We start from the raw sequence: 15,598 nt of genomic DNA, 5'->3' as shown, positions 1-15,598 counted from the left end.
AACAGGCGCTCGCCCCCGTACCTGATGTCACCCCGAAGCGCCGAGCGGACGCAGGTCGCATACGCCCTCCACCAGACTTCGCTCCAGCTGGCCTTTCCCGCCATTGGACGCAACGACCCGGAATTCTACGCGGGACAGCTGATGAACGATATAGTCGGAGGCTCACGATTTACCTCACGTCTGTTCCAGGAAGTGCGCGAAAAGCGCGGCCTTGCCTACGGTGTCTCGTCCAGCTTGGAAGGCTACCAGCATTCCAACATGCTTGTCGTGACGACGTCGACGCGCGCCGACAGGGCGGCCGAGACGCTCGACCTGATAACACAACCAATCAACGAGCTGGTGGACACAGGCCCAACAGCGGCCGAACTCGAAGCGAGCAAGAAGTATCTGATCGGCGCCTATGCTATCGACAATCTGGGTTCCTCCAGGTCGATTTCCGCCACGCTTGGCCGGGCGTTGGCCCGTGACAGCGAATAATCCCACGCTCTACAATAGCTGAAGGACTCGCCGAACTACGTGTGGCTGATCCGATTATGGTGTGGCAGAATGAACGCCTTGAGACTGCCTGCGCGCCCTCGCAGACCAGGTTCTCTCCCGTGATTCGATTCCCGCCCCGAAGAATGCCGTCGTTCCGAGAAAGTATTCTAACTTTTGAGTATACCAAATACGGGAAAGTTAGAAACTCTTGAATATGATGATTATGCTAGCTTTCCCGTATCTCAGGGAACTTTAGAAATGGCCCTTCACCTCGTTGTGAAAACATCGATAAAACCCGCAGCCACTATCAGGCTGAAACGGGCAAGCTCGTCCAGTTAATGCGCGGCATCTATCTCGATGCCGGGGAGGATATCGAGGCCATGATACTCAAGCACGCCATCGCCAAATACCTGTATCCCAACGCTTACCTCTCGGCGGCGAGCGCTGTGCTTCTCGGCCCGACCCGGGATGGCCGCCTGTTCCTGAGCGGGCGACGAATACAGCGCACGCGCTTGCGCTTGCTGGAAATCATTCAGAACGCAGCTCCCGACCACCCATCAGTCGCTCAAGCGGTTGTCGATGATGGAATGGGAGAATTCCGGATCGACGTCTCCTCGATGCGCCAGCGCTTCCTCGAAGCTTTCCGCCTGCGCAGCGAACACGCGGCATCCATCGGCGAGACGATGCGCGAGGCAATCGCGAACCGCCTCATAGAACAATACGGCAGCGCCCAGGGCGCTGCCGACGCGACATGGGCGCTTGCCGGCGCGAACCAGCGGTATCGCGAGGGCGAGCACGCCGAGCGCTTTTTCCTCCGCCCTCCACTGACCACAGAACCCGCACGCAACGAAGCCGCGCTCGATCTGATCGTGGCGTGGCACGGCTAGGTGCAATGTTTGCCCTCGCGCAGCAAGCCGGCTTTTCCTGACGTCGTCGTCAACCTGGTCTATGCGACCGAAGGTGGTCGCGTGGGGCCGCGAACTCTGCTCCAATGCCAAGGTCCGAAAGATCAGCTTTACAGGCTCCACCGCGGTTGGCCGACTGCTCATGCGCCAGCGCTCGGACCAGATCAAGAAGGTCAGCCTCGAGCTCGGCGGCAATGCGCCCTTCATCGTCTTCGATGACGCGGATATTGACGCTGCGGTTGACGGCGCGATCCAGGCGAAGTTCCGCAATGCCGGCCAGACTTGCGCGTTTCATCGAACCGGCTTTACGTCCAATCGAGCGTTCACGATGAGTTCGTCGAGAAGTTCGTGGAGAAAGTCCGGCACTTATCGGTTGGCGACGGCTTCGCTCCGGGAGTGGACGTCGGACCACTCATCGACATGCATGCTTTGGCCAAGATCGAGTCCCACATCGCAGATGCCGTTGCCAAAGGTGGGATAATTCGATGCGCGGCCGAACATATCGGCAAGGATGGCACCTTTTTCAAACCCACAGTCTTCACCGAGATCTCCAGCATCATGGCGGTTGCGCAAGAGGAGACTTTCGGGCCGTTGGCGCCGATCATCCGCTTCCACGATGCGGATCAGGTCATCTGTGAGGCAAACGACACGATTACGGGCTCGCCGCCTATTTCCATGCCTCGAACCTGAGGCGTGTCTGGCGCGTGGCCGAGGCATTGGATGGCATGATTGGCATCAATACGGGCGTATGTCTTCGGAAGCGGCGCCCTTTGGCGGCTTGAAGCAGTCCGGCATCGGGCGGGAGGGTTCCCGCCACGGGCTCGAAGACTACCTCGGAATGAAGTACCTCTGCATGGGTGGAATCTAAATGACGTCGCCCCGAGTTTCTCCAGTTTTGGGTTCGTTTCCGGCGTGGGTTGTGCGCTGCTGGGCGGGTGAAGCGACGGGCGCTGGCGCGGAACCTTTCGCATAGCGCAGCGCGAGCGACCGTCGCGGGTTGAAGGTGGTGGCGAACTCGGCCGATGTCTGCCAGGCGATTTGGGAGTGCGGCCGCGCGGTGTTGCAGTCGGCGCGCCACAGGCGATAGCGATGCTTGCCATGCGCATGGAATGCCATTCGACCGGTTCTGATCCGCGCAGGAGAGGATGGCGTTCGAGATGAACTCGCTGGCATTGTCACTGACCAGTGATGAGCCGGTTCAATTCCCGGGCAACCAAGTGCCCTCGACCGTGCTGAATAGCGCGCCTTTGCCATACCGGCGGATTAGCGCGGCCGACCTTACTTCGGCATGATGCGAGCAATTTCTGCACCAGGCGCGCGACGTATGCCACTCCCTCAGATCGCCCAGCGATACGTCTGGGCCTGCATGTTTGCTGCCTTCTGCGATGGCTTGCCGACACTTTCGGCTCGCCGGGTGTGATGATCTTCTTCTGCGTCTTTCCCTCTCGGCGATATTGCCGTTCGGCCGTCCCGACCAAGGCCAAACCTCGGGCCGTTTTCCCGTTCCCGGGTAGAGCTTGAACGTCTCGTCGATGATGTCTCTGGCGTGCTGCGAGCTCAACGCCGAGGCGCTTGGCATCGATGCATGGCGCGACATGATTGCGGCGGTGTCGCACGGGTTCGACGGTTTGGGCTTCAGGATCGTGCGGATGGGCCACGCTTTTCTGGCGGCGCGAAACACGGGCAATGCGCGTTCAAAACCTGACAAAGGCAGAAATTTGTCAGGTTCAATCCAACCGCCATCCGGGCACTACGGAGGTTTTTCAAAGCATATTCATGCACTTGCGCGCCGAGCCCGCTGGCATGGACCTTGCAACGCTTGCAGCAGGACGGTATGCAATGGAGCAGACGAGGATGTTCTCTCCCCTGAACCGTGTGCCGTCTCTGAGAGGGAAATAAGCTCGTGCAGAAAATCTCACAACCTTTGACAACGGCTTTGGAGAACAACGTGGTGTTGCAGATCGAGTCCCCGGCTCCTTCGATTCAAGCGGAAACCTGGCTGCGTGGCGAGCCCCTCACCAGCTTCGAGCCTGGCAAAGTGTACATCGTCGAATTTTGGGCAACTTGGTGCGGTTCGTGTGTGGACGGGATGCCCCATCTGATGCAGCTGCAGGAGAAATACAGGGAAAGCGGCGTTGAGATCGTAGGAGTCGCGGCTAGTGAACGCGCTCCAACGGCCGATGAGGCCCGAAGCACGTTGGACGCTTGGTTGACGGAAAAGTTCCCGAATCTGAACTATCGGATCGCATTCGACTCGACAGGCGAAATGGACAAGCTTTGGATGGAGCCCAGCTTTTCTTTCTGGATTCCCACCAGTTTCGTGGTCGACCGAGACGGCTGCATCGCCTTTATTGGTGCACCGACGGAACTCGATGAGGTCTTGCCGAAGGTGCTTAACGGCAGCTGGCGCACCAGCGATAAAGCAAAATCCGCCGATGCGGAGCGGATCGCGGAAGGCGAACCCATAGCGCGCGAACAAGCGCTGAAGAAGCCGATCAATGACAGATATCGGGCGGCGGTGGAGAAAAAGAATTGGAGGACGGCGCTCTCGGCGATCGAAGAAGGCATCGCCTTGATGCCGGACAACCTCGGTTTCCGCCGTTCTCATGTGAATCTGTTGCTTCACAAAATGAAGGACATGCAGGTCGGCTTGCCCGTCATGCGCCAATTCGTTCGCGACGCGATCAACAGAAACTCCGAGAATTGGATGGTTGCGGCGTTAGACGAGCTCTTCTTTCCGAACTATGACCATTCGCACTTTCCGTCTGCTGAGCGCTTGGCGATGGGAAAACAGCTGTCCGAACACATCCTGGCACTGAATCCCCCGGAAAGCGACAAACGTAAGCTCCTGCCCTATCGTTTGGCAGCCCTCTACTATCACGAGAGCGGCAACAAAGATCGGGCGATCGAGTTGATCGAACTGGCACTGAAGTCGCAGGGCGGTCCGGAGCTTATCCGGGACGAAGATGAACAGCGCGAAATATCGCATTTGCTGCAGTTCCTGGCCTACTTCAAGGGTGAGAAGGTTTGTTACGGCGCTCTGTGTGCGGTTCCAAACAATGGCCGATTCGACAGCTGGTATACCGTTTGCGGCTGACCGCCAGCTTATGTGAGGGACAGAACTGGCCGGGCGGACAGCTCTTGATGCGAACGGCGCAAACCCCGCCCGGCTTGCGAAATCACCTGGGCCGCTCTTTTGGACCTAAGTCCGAAGGACTGCGGCCTTGTACGATGCCCGCCTTTGTTTAGGCGGGCTATGAGCTGAGCTACGGGTTTTGCCCGCTACTAACCGTTCGCCAGCCTGGCGCAGGTGCCTCTCAACACCTCCACCACACCAAGGTTTCATGCCGGTAGCGAATTCGATCTTGGCGGCATGGCCATTAAGCACATGGGAGGGCCTCGCTGGCGGCATGCCTGTGATCTGGTACTGCAGCCCACGCTTGCCTCCGCCAGCGGTTCGATGAGGCAGCCTGTCGCACAATTGATATCAGGACTTCAATGCCGGAACACCGGACCCACCCTCATTTCAATAAATGAGGTGTCGCGTACCACGGTTGGCTGCTTGATCCAGGCAATTCAGGCCGCCGTCATCCTCAATGAGGTGACCTCGACCAGAGCCTCGGCCTTGAATGGCATGATGCAGGTGCATGGGATGGCGGCCACCGTCATTTTCGTCGATCCGAACGGAATTTCTTGCAACCGGTTTGCGGCTTTATCCAACACGCAAGGGCCGCGCTGTCGACAGTCTCCCAACGCACCAAAAAGGCAACTGTGCAGAGCAAGCCTTCTATCCATCAATCTCCCTTTTGAAAATCATCATATCTGTGACCAACACTGCGATATTTTTCGCGGCGGAAGGAGCCAGGCACAGTCATTTCCATGCGCAACAGCATTTCTAAGTTTCTCAGCTCGCCGGAACACGTCGGCGGCCGATGTCGCGCTCCGGGGGAGCTCTATTCCTTTTCGAACAACATCAGATTTGTCGCAGAACTGAGTGAATAGGATCTCGTCCACAAATCCATCATCACTCTTCGCATCGGCGATCACTTGAGAAATCTTCTTTCTTCTTTCGGCGCTAAGCTTCTCCAGCCAGCGGCCCGGCGTTTCGAAGCGTCTCCTTATCGCATCCGCCATGGACGCTGCTCGCACTGGCAATTTCTGCATGTCTGAAATGCTGACGAGACCTTCGGTCTGGCGTCAGGAAACAACTAGCCGACACGGCCTTTGGTCGGCGTCTCGGATGAAGTCTAGAATGCTTGCGTCGGCTCCAACCAACGTCTCTTCTGGAGCGGAAACACGCTCAGAGATTTTTCCACTCGGCGGTGTCGCGTCGAAGAAGCGTTCTGCAAAAGAATAGTCCCCCGAAACCACCGTCATGAACCACAGGGACATAGCTGTGACGAATTGATATTTCGCGTAGTTACATCGGAAACCGACTCGCAAGTCATAAGATGAGCTCTAGTGTCATTATCATTCCAACCGTAAGGCCTGCCTGTAGCGTGCCAATTTCCGGACTTACGTCGGCGAGTTCTTGATAATCGTTTTTTCCGCACGAAACTTAAGGTCCCATAGGAGAAGGCGAGGAAATCAATGCACGGTAGCAACGACGAGCCTGTCTCTCGAGAAATTGTAGAAGCGAGAATCAATTCTGAGTTCCACGTTTGAAGGCCGATTCCCAGTGCAGCGTCTGGACCCGGAGGCGTCTAGGAATCCAACAGCGGCATTCAACCAGAACCGAAATTCACCCACGTCGAAATGCGCAATGTTCGAGCGTATGGTCTCAGCGGCATGCTTTTCATGGACCCGCGCCAGCTTGCAGATTGTCATTGCCAGCATGATTGGCTGGCTGTTAGCCCGCTCCCACAGGAAGTCGTCGTCTAGAAATGCTGCTTCGTCAGCATCCGAAAACTCGAATCCACTACTGTCCCGTACCTCGGCAAGATTTTCATAGGGATGACTGTGGAAATCACCGATGAGCGTCAAGTGTGGTGCCCATCGATCCATCAGTTCGCTCTTCAGGCGGACAGCCTGATTGTTGGGCTTCACGCTGTTCCGTGATCGCTCGGCTGAAATGCTGAGACTCATAAGATCGACATGGAAATGGGTCGTTCCTTTCGAGTCCTCGCGACTGAAGCCCCAAAGATACCCCAGCGTTTCCAGCTTTGTTCGGCGCGGACGACCATCTCCGAGAACATAGGCTTCCAGTGTGGCAAGCGTAATAGTGTGACGAGCTGCATCAGAAAGGGAAATGGTGAAATTCATCGTGCGTTACCTGAAGGTGCCTCCGATTCGTTTCCGATCAACGGCCAGCCACGATCCTCACGGGGGCTTTGCTGGTCCAAATCGCGACATATCCTTGCATTTCAAAATTCGCAAGATTATAGCGATTGCGGAGGTGCGACATGTCGACTCCCACCATCAGCATCCGTTTGAAAGCGCTGCGCAGACAGCGCAACCTCTCGCAGGAGGAGGCCGCGCGTCTGTTCGGCTTCAAGGACCGCCAGACCATTTCCGCCATCGAGACGGGCGAGCGGCGACTTTCGGCCGAGGAACTCGTTCGCGCCGTCGAAATCTTTCGCGTTCCGCTGGACTTTTTCACCGATCCGTTTCTGCTCGTCGGCGAAGGTAAGTTCTCCTGGCGTCAGAACGGCGTCATCGGTCGTGCCCTACTGGGTTACGAAGAAGACGCGGGCCGCGTGATCGCGGCATTCCGTACGCTCGCGCCACAAGTGGGCAGGGAAGCTCCGCTGCTGAGGTGCTCGCTCGGTCTTTCAAAAGAATCCAGCTACGAGGATGCATCGGCTGCGGGCGACCGGTTCGCCGGCGAATATAAGCTAGGAAACGTGCCTGCCGCTCGCCTCGCCGAGGTCATGGAGCGGGATCTCGGAATGCTGGTCCTGATGGTTGATCCGATCGAAGGCGTGTCGGGCGCCGCCTGCCGCCTGCCGGAACTGGATGTCGTGTTGATCAATCGCCGCGAGGTTGCGGGTCGCCGCCATTTCGACCTCGCTCACGAGCTTTTCCACATCCTCACCTGGGACGCGATGCCGCCGGATCATGTCGAAGATGTCGTGCCCAAGAAACGTAGCCGGGTCGAGCAACTCGCCGACAATTTCGCCTCGGCTCTCCTCATGCCTTCAACTGTGCTTGGCAAGGTTGGCGATTGGTCCGAATTGGCAGGCGACGAACTCATCGTACGGCTGAACGCGGTCGCAGATGAATTGAGGGTCACGGCTTCCGCATTGCGCTGGCGGCTGGTCGGCCTTGACTGGATCGACAAGGATATTGGCAGGGGTATCGCCGAAGATCGCCTTCGCAACAACGGCCGTAGCAAGCCCGCCGAAGAGCCGCTGCTTCCGCTGTTCTCCCCGACGTTCGTCGAGGTGATCGGCAAGGCTGTCAATGAGGGTCGCGTGGCGATGAGGCGCGTATTGCACCTGCTCGGCATCTCGATCGACGATCTTGCGGACCTCTTTGCAGTTCACAGCGTGGAAGCGCCATACGAGTTGTAGGCGGGTGAATGCCGCGGCACCGAAGTTCGTTGCTGGTCGATACCAACGTCATCATCGAGTGCTGGCGTGTGTCGGCATGGAAGGCGCTGACGAGCGGGTACCCGGTGGAGACGGTCGAGATGTGTGAGATCGAAACCCAGACAGGGCTCCAGAGGCGGCGGCCCGAACAGCAGATCGAAGCTAATGTTCTGAGAGAGACACTTAAAGCCGTACATCCGGTCAGCGACATTGAACGCGCGAGCGCGCTATTGCGTGACGACCATATGCGCTTTCTGGACGCCGGAGAGCAGATGCTCTGGACACACCATCACGCGCAGCGACGCTTGGCTCCTTTGCGGTCCGGATAAGGCGAGTCTTCGCGTTGGGCTGCGCCTCGGCTTGCGCGACAGACTGGTCTCGTTGGAGCGGCTCCTCGCCGATATCGGCCATCGTCCGAAGGTCCTGTTAAAGATGCCTATACCCAAAAATGGCTCGACCAGACGCTGCGCAGCTTTACCTTGAGAGACCGACACCATGACGAATTCGCTCGAGGTACGAAACAAGCTGATCGACATCCTCCGCCGCGACCTAGTCGGCCCGAATCCTGACCTTGATCAGAATCTCGCACGCGAAGTTTGACCGAGAAGCAATCGCTGGGACGCCGGGGGCTTTATCGTTCCCGCCTACGACGGTGTTGCGCCTGTGATACCTGACGGCGAGGAAACCATCGAAGAAACCGCCGACGACCTTCTCGCCAGTGAGATGCTGGACTCCGCTGTCGAGGGGGAGGTCGAGGAGAAGGATTCGACTGACCAACCACCGCGGGACAGGTTTCTTCCGTCGTCGATAGGGTTGACGGTGGTTCTTCCGCAAACGGTGAGTCAAGTCACGCTGCGCGCAACATGGGGGAACTATAAGACGGAGCCCCCATTGCCCGATGCGCTCCTCATTCCCGAACTGTCGGGAAAGGGCAAGCCAAAGCCAGAAAAGCCCGAGAACCTCCGTTGGGTTCGGGTTCCCGGCGAAGCCGCGATCGTCCTCGACGTCACTCGGAACCAGTCCGGAATCCTGCTGCCGGAAAGCGCTGACTCAGAGGCCGGGCGGCGGCATCGAAGTCGCCGTTGACACCGTGTGCTCCGTCAAAAGACTCCGGAGGGGGCTGAAGAGCGTCTGCGCGTCATCACCGTCTTCTTGGTAAACCGTCGACGGAGCACAAAGGCTCCGTACAAGGACGTGGCCTACGCGTTCCAGACCCGGATCGAGCTCGAATGTGCGGATGGATTTTATCCGCGCAGCGACCTGTCCACCTACCAGTCCGATGATTTCGACCTTAGGCTGGGCGATCTCCATTATCGCGATGTCCGCGAATATGCCGTTGGTCGCAACACATCTGCAGGCTGGCAAGAACGGCTTGACGCGACGAACGATCCGCTCCCGTGACGCGTGTTTGGACCGATTTCCTTCCGCAGCAGGAGGTGGAACGTGTCGTCCCGGCAAGGAGCGATGGCGTCGAGTTCGGCATGGAGGCTCTCGCTCGGGCTGCCGTTTCCGGAGCCGAAGCGGTCAGTGCAGCCTTGGATTCACTGCCTGAACTTTACGCCGAGTGGCGGCGGAGTCAGGAAGGACTGATGACAGGGCTTGCGCCGAGACGGCTAAAGACGGGCCAGGCGCTTCTGGAAAATGTTGACACCGCCGGCAGCAGGATTCGCGATGGGATAGATCTCCTTAAGCGTGATACGATGGCGCGTGAAGCATTCGGCCTGATGAATACGGCGATGGCGATGGCCAACCGCCGGCGCGAGGCAGAAGAAGCTGCCGGGCGATGTAGACCCGCCAACATGGCGGCCGTTCCAGCTAGCCTTCGTCCTCCTCAATCTCGTTGGCGTGACCGACCGAAACAGTGGTGAGCGCGAGATCGTCGACCTGCTTTTTTCCGACCGGCGGCGGCAAGACGGAAGCATATCTTGGACTTGCCGCCTATGCGATTGTGCCGAGGCGGCTCCGCGGATCTGGCGTGCTGGGTGCGGGCATCAGCGTCATCATGCGCTACACGTTACGCCTGCTCACGCCGCTGGTCTCGTCTGCGCGCTCGAACTCCTGCGGACCCATGATGACAATGGCCGGAAGACGCTTGGCGAATGGCCGATCGAGATTGGACTCTGGGTGGGCGGCGCAGCCTCACCGAACAATCCAGCCGCGAAATTCTTCCGGCAAGGACGCCGCGACGACCTGGCTGAAGCGGTACCAGAGCAGACCTAAGACGAAACCCCGGTGCCACTGAAGGCATGTCCCTGGTGTGGTGAGCCCTTCAAGCCAGAGAGCTTCCACTTCACGCCCAACAGGACAGCTCCGCAGAATCTAGTGCTCAAATGCGAGAACGCCGAATGCGACTTCACGCGGGATCGACACCTGCCGGTGCTCGTGGTGGACGAGCCAATTTACCGCCGTCTTCCCGCATTTCTCATCGCCACGGTGGACAAATTTGCCTCCCTTCCATGGATTGGCAAGAGCGGCGCATTCTTTGGACACGTAGATCGGCATGATCCGGACAAGGGGTTCTTCGGCGCGTCTGAGCCAGGCGAAGGTCGCCCCTTCGGAAACGGGCATCGGCTCGATCCGCCGGATCTTGTCATCCAGGACGAACTGCACCTGATCTCTGGCCCGCTTGGAACGGCGGCCGCACTCTACGAAACAGCGATCGACCTGCTGTCGTCGCGGCCGGGTCTTCATGGACTCATTCGTCCAAAAATCGTCGCCTCGACCGCGACCGTCCGAAGGGCGGAGAAACAGATCGCAGCCTTGTTCGATCGTTCGGAGACGGCCGTATTTCCGCCACCCGGCATCCACCGTACCGACAGGTTCTTCGCCAGCACTGTGCCATCGGCACGAGAGCCAGCCCGCCTCTACGTCGGTGTGGCGAGTCAGGGTCGCGGGCTTAAACTCCTCTTTCTTCGGAGCATGCAGACCCTGCTGGCAGGCGCGCAGGCATTGACTTCCAGCCCGACGCAAGAAGGGGAAGATGCCGCCGATCCGTATCTGACAGTGCTCACGTATTTCAATGCGCTTCGCGAGCTTGGGGGCGCTCGTCTGCTCGAATTCTGCACGGTGTCACCGACTGGCGCCGGAGTTGACCCGGGATTAGGAGGAGCACTCGTTGTCGGATTCTCGACGATGTCGGACATGTGACACAACGCTTCCAGAGCGATCGCATTGTTCCGAAACGATTTTCCCAGTTGGCACGTCGGTTGCGGTCCTATGCGCAAAAGCACTGCGATGCCGCACCGACTGGAAGAACTCATCAATGATCACGCTTTTCGAACATGTGGGCGCCGCTACCAACACTGAGCGTTCCCGATCAAACGGAAGCCATTCCACTTTCATTCCTCAGGTCGTTCGGACATGAACGCATTTGATGTCCGTCCAACGCTGGATGCTCCCGACGACGATCCCTATCTCTGGCTTGAAAATATAGAGGGCGAGCGGGCACTTGCCTGGGCCGCCGGCCAGTCGGCAAAGACCCTAAAGCACTTCGGTGGAACGCAGTTCGAGCGCGACCGCGCGGCTCTGACAGCCATTTTCGACAATCGCGACAACCTTCCCCTGATCGCGCGCCATGGTCAGTACCTCCACAATTACTGGCGAGATGCCGGAAATCCACGCGGACTGTGGCGCCGGACCACCCTTGCCGCCTACATGAAGGCGGATCCCCAATGGGAGCTACTGCTCGATCTGGATGCTCTCGCGGCTAGCGACGGAGAGGATTGGATCTGGGACGGCGCGTCCATCGAGCCGGAGAGACGGGAAAGAGCCGTTCTGCGCCTGTCGCGCGGCGGCAGCGACGCGGTCGTGCATCGCGAATTCGACCTGATCTCTCTGAGCTTTGTCGCCGACGGTTTCAATCTCCCCGAGGCCAAAGGCTACGTTAGTTGGCTGGACCCTGACACGCTTCTGCTTTCCAGTGCGCTTGGTAATGGCATGGCCACCCGCTCCGGCTATGCGCGCACCGTGCGACTGTGGAAGCGTGACGCGGATCCCCTCACCACGCCGGTAATCTTCGAGGCCGGGTTCGAGAGCCTCAAGGTGTCTGGTCATTCGGACCGCACCGGCCGCAGCGAGCGCCTTTGGTTCATCGAGAAGCCGGCCTTCTTCGAGGAAATCAGCTGGATCGGCGACAGGAGCGGGCCGAGGAGGCAGATCGATCTTCCTCGTGACGCGTCGTGGCGGGTCTTCGGCGACTGGCTGGCGGTAAGGCCGCGCAAGCCGTGGACGGTGGGAGGCACCACCCATCCCGCCGACGCGCTGATCGTCATCTCGCTTTGCTCTTTCCTCGCCGGCGGACGCCGATTTGAGACCCTGTTTCAACCAGGGGAAAGGCGCTCCCTGCAGTCATTCTTCTGGAATGACGGGAAGCTCATTATCTCTTACCTCATCAATCTCGTACCGCGTTTCGAGATGTTCACTCCCGGCCACCAGGAATGGACGCGCCGAGTCCTGGACACTCTGCCCGCCGAAGGGACTGTCCACGTCTGGTCATTCGATGCGGCAGTTCACGAGGCCAATGGAGAGGTCCTGGTCTGTGCTCAGGATCCGATCACGCCGCCGCAGCTCTTGCTATTCGATCTCAATGCCGCGCCGTCTCTCAGCGCTTCAGCAATCCTGAAGCGCAGCCCGGAGAATTTCGATGCATCCGGACTGGTGGTCACGCGCCACGAGGCAGTCTCTATCGATCATGAGCTGATCCCCTATACGCAGGTTGGTCCGGCGAACGGGAACGGAGATGCTCCGATTCACCTTTCCGCTTATGGCGGGTTCGGCGTATCACTCCTGCCCTACTACAACTCCCCGCTGGGCAAGCTGTGGCTCGAGCGCGGCGGCACGTGTGTCGAGGCGAACATCCGCGGCGGCGGCGAGTTCGGCACCCGCTGGCACGAAGCCGGGCGCAGGGAGGGCAAGCGTCTCGCCCATGACGATTTCGCCGCCGTTGCCGCCGACCTCGTGCGAAGGGGCATCACCCTGCCGAGGCGGATTGCCGCCGAGGGTGGCTCAAATGGCGGCCTGCTGATCGCAAACATGCTGACCCGCTATCCTGAGCATTTCGGGGCTCTGTTCTGCACAGCACCGCTTATCGACATGCGTCGCTACACCAAGCTCTTGGCGGGCGCGAGCTGGATCGACGAATATGGCGATCCGGACAAGGTTCACGATTGGGCTTTCCTGAAGGAAATCTCCGCCTATCACGCCGCAGCGCCGGGACAGCCCTATCCGCCTATCCTGATCGCCACCACGAAACGCGACGACCGCGTCCATCCGGGCCATGCGCGCAAGATGGCCGCAAAACTGCAGGCTCTTGGCTATCCCGCTTACTTCTACGAGGCCAGCGCAGGCGGGCACGGCTGCGGCGAGGACAATCGGGAGCAAGCCGCATTCATCAGTCTAGGCACCAATTTTCTCCGCAGCGCAATCGGCTTCAACGATCACCTTCCGGAGACGGCGGAACGCGTTGCAACGCAAGTGGGGCATTTGAGGTCCATCAACAATTCATTCGAGCAGGAGACGAAATAGTGCAGTGCATCCTTTCTGAACATCAAGGAGTGAATCTCATGGCGAGAACGCGAATGGGCGTAGCGCGGGCAACAGCAGCGGCGGTGGCCCTGATCATGGTGGGACAGCAGGCCGTCGCCGCGGAGCCTGCGCAAGCAGAGACCGTCCTGGCGGAGACGGGAGCCTCGGTCACCGAAGCGCCAATCCCTTGGCAGATCCGCCTGCGGGCGTTGGGCGTCGTTACGAAAGATCTGGGCTACGTTGATACGCTTCCCGGCTCCGGTCTTTCGTATTCGGACACGGTGACGCCGGAACTCGATATCTCGTATTTCTTCACCGACAACATCGCCGCCGAAATCATACTCGGTACCACTTATGCCAACATCGCGGGCCAAGGGACGATCGGAGGGTTGGGCAACATCGGCAAAGTTTGGCTGCTGCCGCCGACGCTCACGTTGCAGTACCATTTTTCCGATCTCGGCGCGTTCAAGCCTTATGTCGGCGCCGGCGTGAACTACACGATCTTCTACAACCAGGACACTGGCAGCGCTGATGCTCTCAAGGTGAAGAACACGTTCGGCACGGCGCTGCAGGTCGGATTCGACTACATGGTGGACCAGCACTGGGGCCTCAACTTCGACGTGAAGAAGCTTTTCCTGAAGCCGGACTTCGACGTCACGGTGGCCGGCGCGAAGCTGACGGGGAAGGCGGAGCTCGATCCCTGGCTGATAGGCGCAGGTGTCACCTACCGCTTTTGAATATCAGAGTGAAGTCTGCTTCCCGACTGCCGGTTTAAATGAAGGGCGCCTCGCGCGCCCTTTTTTACGGTCGACACTGCAGGGCGAGACCTCATGAAGCCGATTGTCGAGAGGGCGGGGTTCTCTTCTGGCGGACCAAGAAGGTGCACTGGCCAACCGGCCTTGCGCCTGAGATGGAGTGCTTAGAAGCGCTTTGGATCGGGACGGGCTTTGGTATTATGGGTGGAATGCTTCAGCCAGACCATTTGCCAGCATCGTCTCCCGGACGTCATGTCTGAGCTTCGTGTCAGCGCAAGGCGAACACGCGGCTCCTAGATGCCGGCACGATGGCTGGTTCAGCCATGCTGCGACAGTTGCCTGTTTTTTCAGTTCCTTTGCTGTTCGCGCGCTAACCGCAACGCTCCATACCAGTCTCGCGTGCCTGTCCCCGTGGGTGGGCGGCAGAAAGCGATTAGGCCCGCTGAAAGCGGCGGACCGCATCCGAAGGACCGTAACGAAGAGAAGGACCTGAAGCGAGAGCGAAGGTTGCGGCAGGCCGCGGCGGGCCTAAAAGGGGATGCCGACCAACCCCCACGCCCCAGGAAAGGCTGACAAAAACCGCAGCGGCCGACTGTCCAATAGGGTGCGCCCGTGCCAGGCGAGCCAAATGGCAGGGGCTGCCGGGGCCCTAAGAAAAGCGGATTGGGTTCACGAGCACCCGGCGCGCGCCGTCAGGCCGCCAGGTACTTGGAGGGCAGGTGCATCAGGCCTGTTTGTCGGGCCGAACCAGATCCATGTGGCTGACGCCGAGGGCCAATGCCAGTTCATAGATCGTGATAATTGTCGGATTTCTTCGGCCTTTCTCCAAGCCGCTGATGTACTGCTGACTGAACCCGGAAATCTCCGCAAGCTGCTCCTGCGTCAGACGCTTCCTTTGCCTGATCCTCTGCACATTCCGTCCGACCAACTTGCGCATATCCATGCACGCAAGCCAGCGGATCAGGCGGCTTGAGTTTATCAACTATAATATGTAATCCACATTTAGCAGGCAGAGGGCTTCGCGGGTCCATTGGCCGGAGATAGAATTAGCGATGTTACAGCCCAAATCGAACACGCCGTTTGCCGACGAGGTCCCCTGGTCGGACCGCATTACAGCCTACGACAAGGACCACTTTACAACCTATATGAGGCTCCTGGACGCCTCAGCCGACAACGCCACTGAAGAGGAAATGGCCCATGTGATCCTCGGCATTGATCCGGCACGCGAACCGGAGCGCGCACGGAACGTTCTTCGCAGTCATCTCGACCGTGCAAACTGGGTGGTGACGAGCGGCTACAAGGATTTGTTCGCCAGTTGACGAAATGGGCGGTGCGGTCGCTTCGCTTCAAGCAACGAAGTCGCGTAACCACCCTGCATCGACGCATCACCACAGCGCGAATGCGCTCG

General features: G+C 59.0%; 14 protein-coding genes and 3 pseudogenes. 14 read left to right on the top strand and 3 right to left on the bottom strand.

Annotated features, from left to right (window positions below):
• Positions 1-24: 24 nt before the first annotated feature.
• The 3 genes and pseudogenes from RPF88_RS25585 to RPF88_RS33460 form a co-directional block, all read left to right on the top strand.
• Entirely contained in the window at positions 25-477 is a 453-nt protein-coding gene (locus tag RPF88_RS25585; protein ID WP_337123454.1) for a M16 family metallopeptidase, read from the top strand.
• A 258-nt stretch (positions 478-735) separates the two neighbouring features.
• A pseudogene (locus tag RPF88_RS25580) lies at positions 736-1,361 on the top strand (type II toxin-antitoxin system HipA family toxin); the annotation flags it as partial.
• A gap of 2 nt (positions 1,362-1,363) precedes the next feature.
• Positions 1,364-2,250 (top strand): annotated as a pseudogene (locus RPF88_RS33460) (aldehyde dehydrogenase family protein); the annotation flags it as partial.
• On the opposite strand, the pseudogene RPF88_RS25560 reads toward RPF88_RS33460, so the two are convergent.
• A pseudogene (locus RPF88_RS25560) lies at positions 2,247-2,568 on the bottom strand (hypothetical protein); the annotation flags it as partial. The pseudogenes RPF88_RS33460 and RPF88_RS25560 sit on opposite strands and share 4 nt — an antisense overlap.
• 717 nt (positions 2,569-3,285) lie before the next feature.
• Between RPF88_RS25560 and RPF88_RS25555 the strand changes: the two are divergent.
• Together RPF88_RS25555 and RPF88_RS33455 are read left to right on the top strand one after the other, a co-directional pair.
• Positions 3,286-4,479, top strand: coding sequence for a TlpA disulfide reductase family protein (locus RPF88_RS25555; RefSeq protein ID WP_245458614.1), 1,194 nt, complete (start codon positions 3,286-3,288; stop codon positions 4,477-4,479).
• Between the two features lie 528 nt (positions 4,480-5,007).
• A complete protein-coding gene (locus tag RPF88_RS33455) occupies positions 5,008-5,376 on the top strand; it encodes a hypothetical protein (protein WP_363233801.1) in 369 nt (122 codons plus the stop codon).
• Between the two features lie 593 nt (positions 5,377-5,969).
• Here the strand turns inward: RPF88_RS33455 and RPF88_RS25545 are convergent.
• Positions 5,970-6,644, bottom strand: coding sequence for a hypothetical protein (locus RPF88_RS25545; protein ID WP_126097369.1), 675 nt, complete (start codon positions 6,642-6,644; stop codon positions 5,970-5,972).
• Between the two features lie 140 nt (positions 6,645-6,784).
• Here RPF88_RS25545 and RPF88_RS25540 point away from each other — a divergent pair, with 140 nt between their 5' ends.
• The 8 genes from RPF88_RS25540 to RPF88_RS25505 all read left to right on the top strand — a co-directional run bounded on the left by RPF88_RS25540 (position 6,785) and on the right by RPF88_RS25505 (position 14,172).
• Positions 6,785-7,894: a helix-turn-helix domain-containing protein gene (locus tag RPF88_RS25540; RefSeq protein WP_126097368.1), complete on the top strand. Its 1,110-nt coding sequence runs from the start codon at positions 6,785-6,787 to the stop codon at positions 7,892-7,894.
• A gap of 29 nt (positions 7,895-7,923) precedes the next feature.
• Complete coding sequence (locus RPF88_RS25535; protein WP_126097367.1) at positions 7,924-8,241, top strand: hypothetical protein; 318 nt, start codon at positions 7,924-7,926, stop codon at positions 8,239-8,241.
• Positions 8,242-8,575: 334 nt separating this feature from the next.
• Positions 8,576-8,998, top strand: coding sequence for a hypothetical protein (locus RPF88_RS25530; RefSeq protein WP_126097366.1), 423 nt, complete (start codon positions 8,576-8,578; stop codon positions 8,996-8,998).
• Positions 8,999-9,106: 108 nt separating this feature from the next.
• Positions 9,107-9,313, top strand: a complete 207-nt coding sequence (locus RPF88_RS25525; protein ID WP_337123452.1) for a hypothetical protein — start codon at positions 9,107-9,109, stop codon at positions 9,311-9,313.
• Positions 9,314-9,501: 188 nt separating this feature from the next.
• Positions 9,502-9,780 carry a hypothetical protein gene (locus RPF88_RS25520; RefSeq protein WP_337123451.1) on the top strand — a complete coding sequence of 93 codons (279 nt, stop codon included), beginning with the start codon at positions 9,502-9,504 and terminating at the stop codon, positions 9,778-9,780.
• A gap of 364 nt (positions 9,781-10,144) precedes the next feature.
• Complete coding sequence (locus tag RPF88_RS25515; RefSeq protein ID WP_337123450.1) at positions 10,145-11,059, top strand: hypothetical protein; 915 nt, start codon at positions 10,145-10,147, stop codon at positions 11,057-11,059.
• A 213-nt stretch (positions 11,060-11,272) separates the two neighbouring features.
• On the top strand, positions 11,273-13,435 hold the full coding sequence (locus RPF88_RS25510) for a prolyl oligopeptidase family serine peptidase (protein WP_337123449.1): 2,163 nt from the start codon (positions 11,273-11,275) through the stop codon (positions 13,433-13,435).
• A 38-nt stretch (positions 13,436-13,473) separates the two neighbouring features.
• Positions 13,474-14,172, top strand: a complete 699-nt coding sequence (locus RPF88_RS25505; protein WP_337123448.1) for an OmpW/AlkL family protein — start codon at positions 13,474-13,476, stop codon at positions 14,170-14,172.
• Between the two features lie 742 nt (positions 14,173-14,914).
• Here RPF88_RS25505 and RPF88_RS25500 read toward each other — a convergent pair.
• The gene (locus RPF88_RS25500; protein ID WP_029354714.1) at positions 14,915-15,133 is read right to left on the bottom strand and encodes a helix-turn-helix transcriptional regulator; all 219 of its coding nucleotides are present in this window, start codon (positions 15,131-15,133) and stop codon (positions 14,915-14,917) included.
• A 109-nt stretch (positions 15,134-15,242) separates the two neighbouring features.
• Here RPF88_RS25500 and RPF88_RS25495 point away from each other — a divergent pair, with 109 nt between their 5' ends.
• On the top strand, positions 15,243-15,509 hold the full coding sequence (locus RPF88_RS25495) for a DNA -binding domain-containing protein (protein WP_029354712.1): 267 nt from the start codon (positions 15,243-15,245) through the stop codon (positions 15,507-15,509).
• The last annotated feature ends 89 nt before the right edge of the window (positions 15,510-15,598 follow it).

Source organism: Mesorhizobium sp. ISC11, assembly GCF_037162595.1.
In the GTDB taxonomy this organism is placed as follows: Bacteria; Pseudomonadota; Alphaproteobacteria; order Rhizobiales; family Rhizobiaceae; genus Mesorhizobium; species Mesorhizobium ciceri.
The sequence above is the reverse complement of the archived record's forward strand: the minus strand, read 5'-3'. Positions and strand labels throughout refer to the sequence as shown.

Coding starts and splice junctions, on each gene's coding strand:
- RPF88_RS25495 (WP_029354712.1), top strand. CDS start 15,243: ATGTTACAGCCCAAATCGAACACGCCGTTTGCCGACGAGGTCCCCTGG.
- RPF88_RS25585 (WP_337123454.1), top strand. CDS start 25: ATGTCACCCCGAAGCGCCGAGCGGACGCAGGTCGCATACGCCCTCCAC.
- RPF88_RS25500 (WP_029354714.1), bottom strand. CDS start 15,133: ATGGATATGCGCAAGTTGGTCGGACGGAATGTGCAGAGGATCAGGCAA.
- RPF88_RS25520 (WP_337123451.1), top strand. CDS start 9,502: ATGACAGGGCTTGCGCCGAGACGGCTAAAGACGGGCCAGGCGCTTCTG.
- RPF88_RS25510 (WP_337123449.1), top strand. CDS start 11,273: ATGAACGCATTTGATGTCCGTCCAACGCTGGATGCTCCCGACGACGAT.
- RPF88_RS25545 (WP_126097369.1), bottom strand. CDS start 6,644: ATGAATTTCACCATTTCCCTTTCTGATGCAGCTCGTCACACTATTACG.
- RPF88_RS25540 (WP_126097368.1), top strand. CDS start 6,785: ATGTCGACTCCCACCATCAGCATCCGTTTGAAAGCGCTGCGCAGACAG.
- RPF88_RS25505 (WP_337123448.1), top strand. CDS start 13,474: ATGGCGAGAACGCGAATGGGCGTAGCGCGGGCAACAGCAGCGGCGGTG.